We start from the raw sequence: 12,650 nt of genomic DNA on the forward strand, positions 1-12,650 counted from the left end.
CGATATGAGCAATAAGAAAATCTATCCCTGGGTAGTTGTCGGCCTGTTGTGGGGCGTAGCCTTACTGAACTATATGGACCGGCAAATGCTCTCCACCATGAAAGACGCGATGATGATAGACATCACCGAACTGGAATCGGCAGCCAACTTCGGCCGCCTGATGGCCGTGTTCCTGTGGATATACGGATTCATGAGCCCTGTAGCGGGAATGATAGCCGACAGGGTAAACCGCAAATGGTTGATCGTCGGCAGCCTGTTCGTCTGGTCGTTCGTCACGCTGATGATGGGTTATTGCACGACTTTCAACCAGATTTATTTCCTGCGCGCCCTCATGGGGGTAAGCGAAGCCTTGTATATCCCGGCAGGATTGTCGCTGATAACCGATTACCACCAGGGGAAAACCCGTTCGCTGGCAGTAGGCATCCACATGACCGGCCTTTACACCGGACAGGCTTTAGGCGGTTTCGGTGCGACAGTGGCAAGCGCCTTTACCTGGGAAACGACTTTCCACTGGTTCGGGATTGTCGGTATTGCATACAGCGTGATTCTTATTCTGTTCCTGAAAGATAAAAAAGACCATATCGTTCATAAAATCAAAGAGGCGGGCGCTGCCGTCGAGAATCCGGTGAAAGGGGCTCTCAAAGGGATGGGTATGTTGTTTACGAACATCTCTTTCTGGATTATCCTGCTTTATTTTGCAACCCCGAGTCTACCGGGCTGGGCTACCAAGAACTGGTTACCGACATTATTCTCCGAAAATCTGTCAATCGACATGTCGGAAGCAGGTCCGTTATCAACGATTACAATCGCTTTATCTTCGTTTATCGGAGTCATTGCAGGCGGTATCTTATCCGATAAATGGATACAGACCAACGTACGCGGCCGTGTTTATACCGGAGCTATCGGACTGGCATTGACCATTCCATCGCTCTTATTGCTCGGTTTCGGACATAACTTCCTGATGATTGTCGGCGGAGGCTTGTGTTTCGGTATCGGTTTCGGTATCTTTGATGCCAATAATATGCCGATACTCTGCCAGTTCATCTCACCACGTTACCGGGCTACGGCTTACGGTATCATGAATATGACCGGTGTATTTGCCGGGGCAGCCATTACAGACCTGCTGGGCAGATCGACAGATGCCGGCAACCTGGGGCACGACTTTGCCATGTTGGCAGGACTCGTCGCAATCGCTTTACTCATTCAGATTTGCTTCCTTCGACCGAAAGTGGCAAATATGACGGATTAGTTGAAAATAATATGATTATATTTGACTCAGTATTTAACAAACAACACATATAGAACAATCACCATGAAAAAAAGCATCTTTTATCTCTGTCTTCTATTCATCGCACAAACCGCCTTTGCAGCAGACAGCTTGTACGTAAGGGAACAGCAGATTCCTATTCTGATAGACCGTACGGACAATGTACTGTTGGAAATGCGTATTCCCGCTCAGAAGGGAGATGTATTAAATAATTTCACACTCCAATTCGGAGAAGAGACGAACCTGTCTGACATAAAAGCCGTACGGTTATACTATAGCGGCACGGAAGCGCCATCCAGGGAAGGCACGCACTTCAACCCGGTGACATACGTTACCAGTTACACACCGGGCAAGACACGGGTAGCGAACCCTTCTTATTCTGTCAAACAAGATGAAGTTACCGCCCCGGCAAAGACAATCAGGCTGTCTTCCAAACAACCAATGATTAAAGGTCCCAACTACTTCTGGGTAAGCATCGAAATGAAACCGGAGACCTCTTTATTGTCGAGAGTATCCTTCACGATGCCGGAGGCCACCATCAATAACAAACCCGCAGCCATCGAATGGAAAGGGAAAGCAGAAACACCCCGTCGCGTAGGCGTCGGCGTACGCCAGGCAGGCGATGACGGCTCGGCAGCCTTCCGTATCCCGGGACTGGTTACGACCAACAACGGCACGCTTCTCGGCGTTTACGATATCCGTTACAACAGCAGTGTCGACTTACAGGAAATGGTCGACATAGGCGTGAGCCGCAGTACGGACAAGGGACAAACCTGGGAGCCGATGCGCGTAGCCATGACCTTCGGTGAAACCGGCGGTCTGCCTCATGCACAAAACGGAGTAGGTGACCCGTCCATCCTGGTAGACGAAAAGACAAACACCATCTGGATTGTTGCCGCCTGGACTCACGGAATGGGTAACGGACGCGCCTGGTGGAACTCCATGCCGGGCATGACTCCCGATGAAACGGCCCAATTGATGCTTGTCAAGAGCGAAGATGACGGAAAGACTTGGAGCGAACCTATCAACATCACTTCGCAGGTGAAAGACCCTTCCTGGTATTTCCTGTTGCAGGGTCCGGGACGCGGCATCACCATGCAGGACGGCACGCTGGTTTTCCCCATCCAGTTCATCGACGCGACGCGTGTACCGAATGCAGGCGTGATGTACAGCAAAGACCGTGGCAAAACCTGGCATCTGCATAACCTGGCACGCACCAATACCACCGAAGCACAGGTAGCAGAAGTTGAACCCGGCGTGCTCATGCTCAACATGCGCGATAACCGTGGCGGTAGCCGTGCCGTAGCCGTTACCAAAGACCTGGGCAAGACCTGGACCGAGCATCCTTCAAGCCGCAGCGCCTTACAGGAACCGGTCTGTATGGCAAGCCTCATCAAAGTGGATGCGAAAGACAACATCACCGGAAAGAAACTGTTATTGTTCTCCAATCCGAACACCACGAAAGGGCGCAACCATATCACGATTAAAGCCAGTCTCGACGGTGGTCTGACCTGGCCGGCAGAACATCAGGTATTATTGGACGAAGACGAAGGATGGGGATATTCCTGCCTGTCCATGATCGATAAGGAAACAGTCGGTATCTTCTACGAGTCAAGTGTGGCACACATGACCTTCCAGGCTGTCAAGCTAACAGACCTGATTAAATAAATACGATGAAACAAAAGCTGTTCATAACGTTCATATTATGTGTATGGATACCGGTGGCCTATGCTGCCGGTATTCCGCACTTGCTTCCCTGGCCGCAACAGGTAGACTGGAACAAGCAAACGTTTTCCGGAAAAGAAATCGCCCTCCTGGCGGAAGGAAATACGGAGCAGATGGTTACGGCCTGGTTGCAGGAGAATAACATCGGCATCAACCCCACCAGCAAACACAAATTACAAATAAAACTTGTAAAAGAACTGCCGGAAGCAAAGCTGAACGCAAACGAAGCCTATAAACTGCAAGTATCCTCCCAGGGTATCACCATCGAAGCCACCACGGAACAGGGAGTGTACTGGGCCATCCAGACCCTTCGCCAACTAACGGAAAAGAAAGGAAACAGAGCCCATATCACGGGATGTCGGATTACAGACTGGCCTGCCTTCCGTATCCGCGGATTCATGCAGGACGTAGGCCGCAGTTATATCTCCCTGGAAGAACTGAAACGGGAAATAGCCATTTTATCCCGTTACAAAATCAATGTTTTCCACTGGCATCTCACCGAGAACCAGTCCTGGCGCCTGGAAAGCAAAGTCTTTCCGATGATAAACGACAGCATCAACACAACCCGCATGCCGGGCAAATATTATACCCTGAAAGAGGCCAAAGAACTCGTTTCTTTCTGCAAACAACACCAGGTGATGTTGATACCTGAACTCGACATGCCCGGGCACAGTGCCGCTTTCGAACGGACCTTCCGCCACAACATGCAAAGTCCGGAAGGGATGAAAATACTGAAACTGCTCATAGAAGAAGTCTGCGAAACATTCGATACGCCTTATCTGCATATCGGGACCGACGAAGTGGAGTTCACCAATCCCCGGTTTGTACCGGAGATGGTCGCATTCGTCCGGTCGAAAGGCAAAAAAGCAATCTCCTGGAACCCTGGCTGGCATTACCAACCGGGTGAAATAGATATGACACACCTGTGGAGCTATCGGGGAAAAGCCCAACCGGGAATACCGGCCATCGACTCCCGTTTCCATTATCTGAACCATTTCGATACCTTTGCCGACATCCGTGCTTTATACAACAGTACCGTCTACGGGCATACCGAAGGTAGCGATGATATGGCAGGTGTCATCCTGGCCGTCTGGAACGACCGCCTGGTACAACCGGAAGAAAACATGATACGGGAAAACCACCTGTATCCCAACATGCTCGCCATAGCCGACCGTGCCTGGCGGGGAGGAGGCTACGAATACTTCGATAAAGAAGGGACCAACCTGCCTTCCGAAGACAGCCGCGCATACACTTCCTTTGCCGAATTCGAACAACGAATGCTCTGGCATAAAGAGCATCATTTCAAAGGATATCCGTTTTCATACGTAAAACAGACAAACGTGAAATGGCGCATCACCGACGCATTCCCCAACAACGGTGACCTGAATAGCGTGTTCCCGCCCGAAACAGCCTTGCAAAACAGCTATACCTACGACGGGAAAACCTACGAAACAAACGAAACCATCGGTGCCGGAATCTATCTGCGCCACGTATGGGGCACACTCGTTCCCGGCTTTTACAAAGACCCGAAAGAAAACCATACCGCTTATGCCTGGACCTGGGTATATTCGCCCAAAGACCAGGAAGCAGGGGCCTGGATAGAATTCCAGAACTACGGCCGTTCGGAAATGGACCTGGCGCCACCGCAGGGCAAGTGGGACTACAAAGGTAGTCGCGTATGGCTGAACGACCAAGAACTGCTTCCGCCGGAATGGACTGCGACCCATACCGTAAAATCGAATGAAATCGCGCTGGGGAATGAGAACTGTGTTGCCAGGGAACCGCTCAGGGTACATCTGCAAAAGGGATGGAACAAGGTTTTCCTGAAACTTCCTGTCGGAAAGTTCACGCTTCCCGAAGTCAGGCTGAACAAATGGATGTTCACATTCGTCTTTGTCACCCCGGACGGTGAAAAGGCGGTAGACGGCCTGGTCTATTCACCGGATAAAAAGAAATAAACAGACTATCATACAATGAAAAAAACTCTTTTACTATTATGCCTGTTACTTTGCACAACTGCCTACGGTCAGAATAAGATTAAGGTAGCTTGTGTAGGTAATAGCGTGACATACGGTGCAGGCATAGAGAACCGGGAGGTCAATTCTTACCCGGCTCAACTGCAACGCATGCTGGGAGACGACTACGAAGTGGTGAATTTCGGTAAAAGCGGTGCCACGCTGCTCAACAAAGGACATCGCCCTTACTGCGAGCAGGAAGAATACAAAGCGGCACTCGACTTTGCCGGCGACAGGGTAGTCATCCATCTCGGACTGAACGATACCGACCCACGCAACTGGCCCAACTACCGGGATCATTTCGTGAAAGACTATCTTTCCCTGATAGCGTCGTTCCGCAAAGCTAATCCGGATTGTCGGATATGGATTTGCCGGATGACACCCATCTCACACCGGCATCCGCGTTTCAAATCGGGTACCCGCGACTGGTACTGGATGGAGCAGGAGACAATCGAAGAAATAGCCCGACTGGCCAACACCGGACTGATTGACTTGCAGGAAGGCCTGTACAACCGCCCTGACCTGTTACCCGATGCCCTTCATCCGAACACGGAAGGAGCCGGTATCCTCGCTAAAACGGTTTACGGGGAACTGACCGGCAACTACGGAGGTCTCCGTATGCCTGCTACGTACTCCGACAATATGGTCTTACAGCGGGAAAAACCTTTACTCATCTCCGGGACTGCCAATGCCGGTGAGAAAGTAACCGTGCAGATTGCCGGACAAAAGAAAGAGTCTGTAACCGCCTCCAACGGCAAATGGTCTGTCACGCTCGACCCGTTACAGGCAGGAGGTCCTTATGAACTGACCATCGAAGCCTCGCCCGCCACTGAAAAGAAAAGCAAAAAGAAAGCACCGGCTTCACAGAAACTGACCTATAAAGAGGTACTGGTCGGCGAAGTATGGCTCTGTTCCGGGCAGTCCAACATGGCTTTCCGGGTAGACGAACTGGCAGACAGCCAGCGGAAGGAACTACTCGAATATGCGGACAGCCAACCACAGATACGTCTCTTCAATATGCAGCCCCGCTGGTATACGAATGCGGTGGAATGGGACATTTCTGCCATGGATTCGCTCAACCGCCTGCAATATTACCACGACACCCGGTGGACGCCGTGCAACGAACAGACAGCCGATAAGTTCTCGGCCGTAGCCTTTGCCTTCGGACGGATGTTGTCGGACAGCCTGCAAGTTCCGGTCGGACTCGTCCTGAATGCCATAGGGGGGTCGGGTACCGAAGCCTGGATAGACCGGAAAACACTGGAATTCGAATTTACCGATATACTGTATAACTGGACACAGAACGACTTTATCCAGGACTGGGTACGCGGTCGGGCGGTTCTCAACACGAAGAAATCATCCGACAAACTGCAACGCCATCCGTATGAGCCTTGCTATCTGTACGAAACGGGAATCCAGCCATTGCAGCAATATCCGATCAAAGGAGTCATCTGGTACCAGGGCGAATCGAATGCCCAGAATATCGAAACACACGAACGTTTGTTCCCGTTGCTGGTGGAAAGCTGGCGCAAAAACTGGGGAGAAGAGTTTCCGTTCTATTACGTTCAGCTGTCGAGCATCGACCGCCCGAGCTGGACTTGGTTCCGCAACAGCCAACGCGAACTGATGGAGACGATTCCGAACAGCGGCATGGCCGTCAGCAGCGACCGGGGAGATTCATTGAATGTGCATCCGGTATACAAACGCGAAATAGGGGAACGCCTAGCCCGTTGGGCGCTCAACAAGACATACGGACATCCACTCACTCCGTCAGGTCCTTTATTCCGTTCAGTCGAATTCAGGGATAACGCCGCCTACATCACCTTCGATTATGCCGACGGCCTGCACACCTCCGACGGGCAGCCGATACGCACATTCGAAATAGCAGAACACGACGGGTTATTCTTCCCCGCCCAGGCCGAAATAATCGATGGAAAGGTGAAAATCCGCAGTGAGAAGGTTACGAATCCGAAGCTGGTCCGCTACGGCTGGCAACCATTCACCCGTGCCAACCTGGTCAACAACGATGAACTCCCGGCTTCAACATTCAGAACAAAGAAACAATAGTATCATGCACAACAAATCCATATTAACCGGATGTCTTCTCCTGCTGGCAGTCATGTTAGCCGGATGCAGTCAGCCACCAACATCTAAACCGAATCATATGATTACCTGTACCTGGAATAAACTACCTGATTTGCCGGGCATGGCAGACACCGCCTCATTAGGCGTTTCAGCCCCTTTTGTCGGCATCAGTAACGGAATGCTGCTGGTTGCCGGCGGTTGCAACTTCCCCGACAAACCGGTCACCGAGGGAGGAGCCAAACGATATTACAGCGATATATTCGCCCTCGACCTTTCAGACAAAAACGCCCAATGGCAGAAAGCCGGCAACCTGCCTCTTCCTGTTGCCTACGGAGCCTCCATCACGACACCGGAAGGTATCGTCTGCATAGGGGGAAACAACAGCACCGATTTTTTAGCCGATGTCTATCTGCTGTCCATGTCCAGGTCCGATGAAAAGGCACATATTTGCAAATTGGATACACTTCCCGTATCGATGGATAATCTTTCTGCGGCCTATATCGACCACACGATATATGTAGCCGGAGGAAATGAGAACGGGAAACCCGGCCATAGCTTCTATTCAATGAAACTGAACAAAAACCTCGATGGAAACTGGGAAAAACTGCCGGACTTCCCCGGTCAGACGCGCCTTCAACCGGTCTTAGCCGCCCAACAGTCGGCCGACGGAGTACGTATTTACCTGTCGAGCGGCTTTCAGCCTGTTTCCAAGGATGCGTATGGAAAGGATGTGGATGCAATTGTCTCTTCAGATATGCTCTCATACCATCCGGCTACAAAAAGTTGGACTACGGAGACTAAATTGCCTTCAGTCAAAGGCCAAGTCTGGCGTACCTTCACCGGAGGTTGCGCAGTTGCTTACGGCGACAGTTCAATCCTACTTATGGGCGGCGTCAACTACGGCCGTTTCTTAACAGCCCTCAACCGTTCCATCTATATGGAGCGGGCCGAAGAAAGATTAGAGTTCGAAGGACTCGAAAGGCTGATAAAAGAGGGAAAAGAGTACATGCATTATCCGGTGGAATGGTACAAATTCAATACATTCCTCTTACAATACAACACCTTTACCAAAGAATGGACCGAGCTGGGAGATTACGAACAGTTAGCCCGTGCCGGGGCAGGAGCCGTATTGAAAGGTGACAGCCTGATCATCGTCAACGGTGAACTGAAGCCGGGTATCCGGACACCGCAGGTGAATTATGCAGAGATAACAAAATAACTTTCTACACAAAGTTTTGATAAAAATATTTGCCATTTGCAATGCAGGAATGCAAACTACTATAAACCAATGACAAACGCCATTGCAAACACTTTTTTTATTTGCAATGGCGTTTGTCATTTGCAATATATCCGGCCAGGGATATTCAGCCACAACTAGGCGGCAGGTAGTATGATACTATTTATTAAGTGGTAACTCACTAGCCCGAAAGTCCTTACCCACTAAAACTACCCTGTACAGGATAATCGACCAGGGTGTACAGGATAGTTACGCAAGGTGTACACCTTAATAAGCCAGGGTGTACAGGGTAATAATACAAAGTCATGACCCGAGGATTAGTTTCTCCCTTAGTTGACGCTAAAAGATGCCAGGGTTGGATATAATTTGCCTCCGGTTTGAAACAAAAAACACACCAACTGGCCTCCGGTTTAGAACAAAAACAACTGGCTTTTGCCTCCGGTTTGAAACAATTTGGTATATTTGCATCTGTAAACCAGTCCTATAAACAAAATGTTCAAAAGAGACATCATCGTAAACCTGGAAGCATGGGCAGCAGATAGCCATCGGAAGCCACTTATCCTGCGTGGAGCAAGACAAGTAGGCAAGACTACTGTTGTGAATGAATTCGGCAAACAGTTCGACAATTATTTGCCATTAAATCTGGAAAAGCAGGAAGCTGCCAAATTATTCGACTTGTCTGTCCCACTGAAAGACTTAATGCCTCTTTTGTTTGCCCATTGCGGAGTCATACGCAAGAAAGGACGCACACTTCTTTTCATCGATGAAATACAAAATTCAGCCAAAGCAATCTCACTGTTACGTTATTTCTATGAAGAACTGCCCGATATATATGTGATAGCAGCAGGTTCTTTATTAGAGAATATAGTAGACATACACACTTCATTTCCGGTAGGACGTGTACAATACTTAGCTCTACGCCCTTGTTCCTTCCGGGAGTTTCTACAAGCCATCCAAGAAGAAACATTATTGCCTGTACTTGCACAACCGGAGATAACATCTGCGTTTCATGAACGATTGATGAACTTATTCAACATCTATACCTTAATCGGAGGTATGCCGGAAGTTATACAGCTATATGCAGAAAGAAGAGACATTTTATCTCTCAACAACATTTATGAAACACTTTTACAAGGGTATAGGGATGACGTAGAAAAATATACCACCGGAAAACTCCTACCGGATGTCGTACGTTTCCTTTTAAAGGAGGGATGGCATAAAGCTGGTCAAAATATTACACTCGGAGGTTTTGCCGGCTCATCCTACAAAGCACGTGAAGTAGGAGAAGCATTCCGGTTATTGGAAAAGGCGATGCTGCTGGAATTGGTCTATCCTACAACTGCAACAGAAGTACCGGCAACGTCAGAAATCAAACGTACACCCAAGTTAATATGGTTGGACACAGGATTGGTAAATTACGCTGCCCAGGTACAAAAACTGATATTAGGAGCAAACGATATTCTGGATGCCTGGAGAGGTATGATTGCAGAACAAATTGTTGCGCAAGAGCTACTGACACTGACAAACAAAGTAAGTCAGAAACGGAATTTCTGGGTGAGGGGACAAAATGATTCCAGTGCTGAAGTTGATTATATATGGGTACAGGAATCCAGCATCTTTCCCATTGAAGTGAAATCCGGGCATAACGCTCATTTACGTTCACTTCATTCTTTCATGGAACGCTCTTCTCAAACCGTTGCTTTCCGGGTATGGTCACAACCTTATTCGGTCAACGAAGTAAAGACTGTTCAGGGAAAGCAATTCCGGCTTATTAATTTACCTTTCTACCTGGTTGGAGAACTGCCTGACATCATAGCAAAGTCTATTTGATTTTTCATTTTTCCCGGTTTATATCATACCCGAACAAAGCGAAATCCCCCAGACACGGGTCATCCGGGAATACCTGCTTTAAGGCTTCGGTAATCTCGACGGCGGTTTTGAGGGTAGCATTCTTTTGTTCGGTCAATCCCAGTTCCAACGAAATCTGATGGACGTGGGTATCTAAAGGGATGATTAATTCATGCGGTTTGATTGCTGTTTCCCAAATACCGAAATCGACAATACCGTCTTTCCGGACCATCCACCGGAGGAACATGGCGAGACGTTTACAGGCAGACGTCCCCGTCAGTACGGGAATCCCTTCGATTCCTGAGAAAATATCCTGTATCTTTGTCACCGGATTCGGATAAGGACTGGCAGACAAAGCATCTTCCAGCGAGTCATATTCTTCATAAATACTTTTCAGCCGGTCGCACAACTGACGTAGATGGGAGTAGGTGTAGAAACGGTAAAAAGTATCTCTATTACCGAGTTCAACCGGATTTCCCGCCAAGTTCTTATATCCTTCATTCCTAATCCAACGGTAAGGACTAGGGTCCATTGCATCATGCAGTTCGTTCGCTTTCCGAAGGATCAGTTCCCTGCGTCCGTAAGAAATCCAGGAGGTAATAAAAGCAGACACCTCAATATCCCTTTTCTCCGTGTACCGATGGGGGAACTGGACAGGATCGTCCTTGATAAAACCGCTAACATTATATTCATTCGCCCACCGGCGGAGTTTTTCTTTTATTTCTTCATTCATACATTACTTCTTCTTCAGGAAATACTGCCGTTGTTCCTCCGGATAATGTTCGATGGCATAACGGAGAGCTGTGCGGGGGAGGTGTGTTGCATGCTTTTCGAGAAAGTCTGTTAATGTTTCCCGGTCTTTTTTGCCGACTTCGCGGAGCATCCAGCCCACCGCTTTATGCATCAGGTCATGTGTATGCGTCATCAGCTTTTCTGCCAATGCCAATGTATCGGTATATTCGCGGTTACGGATGAAAGTGACGGTAGAAACCATAGCAATCCGCTGCTCCCACAAACAGTCGCTATCCGCCAGTTCGTATAATCGGGTACGGTCTTTATCCAGCAGGTAAAGACCTACCAGATGCGGGCAGGTAACGTCTACCAGGTCCCAATTATTGATACGCCGGGCATTATCCAGATAGAAATCATACAATTTCTTACGGTCGGCCTCAGAGGCCTTCTTGAACTGCTCGACCGCAATCAGCAGGGCACAAAGGCGGGCTTCATGGTATTCACTTTCAATCAATAGCTGCAACTCGGACAAAGGCGTCTGCTTATTCGCTTTTGCAATGCTGCGGGTGAGGGGAACGACCAACCCGAGGAACATATCTCCTTCGGCATACTCACCGGGCCCCGTCTTGAAAAAACGTTGCAGGAAAGCGGCCTTCTCCGGATTCGCCACAGAGAGAAGCTCGCTCAACACAAAAGCTGCCGTCATGGACGCATGACGCGTGACACAGGACGGTCGCCTTCCAGGAATCCGATTACGTTGTTGCAAACGGTACGTGCCATAACGATACGTACATCCATTGTCTGCGTGCCGATATGAGGCGTCAGTACCACATTTTCCATTTCCAGCAATTCGGGCAGCGGATAGTCGCCAAATTCAAATACATCCAGTCCGGCGCCATGAATCGTTCCGTCCTGCAAGGCCTTTACCAGCGCATGTTCGTCCACCAGCGGACCACGGGCAGTATTAATCAGGATAGCCGAGGGTTTCATCTGCTTCAGTTCCGCTTCACCGATGATATGGTAGGTCTCGGGAGTATAAGGAGCATTCAGGGAGACAAAATCGGACTTGGCCAACAGCTCTTCCTTAGAGACGTACGTCACGTTCAGTTTCGTCTCTTCCTCCACGTAAAGTGGGCGACGGTTATGGTAAATCACCTCCATACCGCAGGCATTCGCACGTTTGGCCAACGCCTTTCCGATACGTCCCATGCCAATGATGCCGAGTGTCTGTCCGGTAATATTCACGCCGAGATTTTCGAGTACACCCACCTTCATCTCTTTGCCGAGCGTACGCAGTTTGCGGTCGCATTCGGTGATACGGCGGGCGGTGTCGATCATCAGTCCCAAAGCCAGGTTGGCGGTAGGGGCGGTGACAGGGTCGGGGGTATTGGCTACGGTGATACCTTTTTCCAGGCAATACGCCACATCTATATTATTATAACCCACCGCGTAGTTGGCTACCAGCTTCAGATTCGGGGCACGGTCGACCAGTTCCTTATTCACCGGAAAGTCGAACATGGAACATAGAACATCGTATTCCGGAATCATTTCCAACACTTCTTCATAGGTGAAATCCCTTCCTTCGGGAAAAGTCACGTCATAATTGCTTTCCAGCTCGGTGAACCCTTCGCGGAACATGTCGTAGGTTACTAATATCTTTGCCATAAGTCGTTACGTTTTATTATTCAGGCAAAAATACAAATCTATTGTTAATTAATTCCTATTTTTGCAGGTATAATAT

At 49.2% G+C, this 12,650-nt stretch carries 9 protein-coding genes; 6 read left to right on the forward strand and 3 right to left on the reverse strand.

What is annotated here, in order from left to right:
- Positions 1-4 precede the first annotated feature (4 nt).
- The 6 genes from K6V26_RS22250 to K6V26_RS22275 all read left to right on the forward strand — a co-directional run bounded on the left by K6V26_RS22250 (position 5) and on the right by K6V26_RS22275 (position 10,159).
- Positions 5-1,249, forward strand: coding sequence for an MFS transporter (locus tag K6V26_RS22250; protein ID WP_046145818.1), 1,245 nt, complete (start codon positions 5-7; stop codon positions 1,247-1,249).
- Between the two features lie 63 nt (positions 1,250-1,312).
- Positions 1,313-2,935 carry a sialidase family protein gene (locus tag K6V26_RS22255; protein ID WP_224263898.1) on the forward strand — a complete coding sequence of 541 codons (1,623 nt, stop codon included), beginning with the start codon at positions 1,313-1,315 and terminating at the stop codon, positions 2,933-2,935.
- Positions 2,936-2,940: 5 nt separating this feature from the next.
- Positions 2,941-4,950: a family 20 glycosylhydrolase gene (locus K6V26_RS22260; protein WP_224263899.1), complete on the forward strand. Its 2,010-nt coding sequence runs from the start codon at positions 2,941-2,943 to the stop codon at positions 4,948-4,950.
- A gap of 15 nt (positions 4,951-4,965) precedes the next feature.
- Positions 4,966-7,074, forward strand: a complete 2,109-nt coding sequence (locus K6V26_RS22265; protein ID WP_224263900.1) for a GDSL-type esterase/lipase family protein — start codon at positions 4,966-4,968, stop codon at positions 7,072-7,074.
- A 4-nt stretch (positions 7,075-7,078) separates the two neighbouring features.
- The gene (locus K6V26_RS22270; RefSeq protein ID WP_224263901.1) at positions 7,079-8,311 is read left to right on the forward strand and encodes a cyclically-permuted mutarotase family protein; all 1,233 of its coding nucleotides are present in this window, start codon (positions 7,079-7,081) and stop codon (positions 8,309-8,311) included.
- Positions 8,312-8,821: 510 nt separating this feature from the next.
- The gene (locus tag K6V26_RS22275; protein ID WP_224263902.1) at positions 8,822-10,159 is read left to right on the forward strand and encodes an ATP-binding protein; all 1,338 of its coding nucleotides are present in this window, start codon (positions 8,822-8,824) and stop codon (positions 10,157-10,159) included.
- A 4-nt stretch (positions 10,160-10,163) separates the two neighbouring features.
- Here the strand turns inward: K6V26_RS22275 and K6V26_RS22280 are convergent, their stop codons facing one another.
- Genes K6V26_RS22280 through K6V26_RS22290 form a run of 3 tightly spaced genes read right to left on the reverse strand, consistent with a single transcriptional unit; the run spans position 10,164 to position 12,574 of the window.
- The gene (locus K6V26_RS22280) at positions 10,164-10,910 is read right to left on the reverse strand and encodes a TIGR02757 family protein (protein WP_224263903.1); all 747 of its coding nucleotides are present in this window, start codon (positions 10,908-10,910) and stop codon (positions 10,164-10,166) included.
- Positions 10,911-10,913: 3 nt separating this feature from the next.
- The gene (locus K6V26_RS22285) at positions 10,914-11,615 is read right to left on the reverse strand and encodes a DNA alkylation repair protein (RefSeq protein WP_224263904.1); all 702 of its coding nucleotides are present in this window, start codon (positions 11,613-11,615) and stop codon (positions 10,914-10,916) included.
- Positions 11,612-12,574: a 2-hydroxyacid dehydrogenase family protein gene (locus K6V26_RS22290; RefSeq protein WP_224263905.1), complete on the reverse strand. Its 963-nt coding sequence runs from the start codon at positions 12,572-12,574 to the stop codon at positions 11,612-11,614. The genes K6V26_RS22285 and K6V26_RS22290 overlap by 4 nt, the downstream gene beginning before the upstream one ends.
- Positions 12,575-12,650 lie beyond the last annotated feature (76 nt).

This window comes from Parabacteroides goldsteinii, from assembly GCF_020091425.1.
Classification (GTDB): Bacteria; Bacteroidota; Bacteroidia; order Bacteroidales; family Tannerellaceae; genus Parabacteroides; species Parabacteroides goldsteinii.

Excerpts from the sequence above, each read along its gene's own strand:
- K6V26_RS22250 (WP_046145818.1), top strand. The coding sequence starts at position 5 with ATGAGCAATAAGAAAATCTATCCCTGGGTAGTTGTCGGCCTGTTGTGG.
- K6V26_RS22255 (WP_224263898.1), top strand. The coding sequence starts at position 1,313 with ATGAAAAAAAGCATCTTTTATCTCTGTCTTCTATTCATCGCACAAACC.
- K6V26_RS22260 (WP_224263899.1), top strand. The coding sequence starts at position 2,941 with ATGAAACAAAAGCTGTTCATAACGTTCATATTATGTGTATGGATACCG.
- K6V26_RS22265 (WP_224263900.1), top strand. The coding sequence starts at position 4,966 with ATGAAAAAAACTCTTTTACTATTATGCCTGTTACTTTGCACAACTGCC.
- K6V26_RS22270 (WP_224263901.1), top strand. The coding sequence starts at position 7,079 with ATGCACAACAAATCCATATTAACCGGATGTCTTCTCCTGCTGGCAGTC.
- K6V26_RS22275 (WP_224263902.1), top strand. The coding sequence starts at position 8,822 with ATGTTCAAAAGAGACATCATCGTAAACCTGGAAGCATGGGCAGCAGAT.
- K6V26_RS22280 (WP_224263903.1), bottom strand. The coding sequence starts at position 10,910 with ATGAATGAAGAAATAAAAGAAAAACTCCGCCGGTGGGCGAATGAATAT.
- K6V26_RS22285 (WP_224263904.1), bottom strand. The coding sequence starts at position 11,615 with ATGACGGCAGCTTTTGTGTTGAGCGAGCTTCTCTCTGTGGCGAATCCG.
- K6V26_RS22290 (WP_224263905.1), bottom strand. The coding sequence starts at position 12,574 with ATGGCAAAGATATTAGTAACCTACGACATGTTCCGCGAAGGGTTCACC.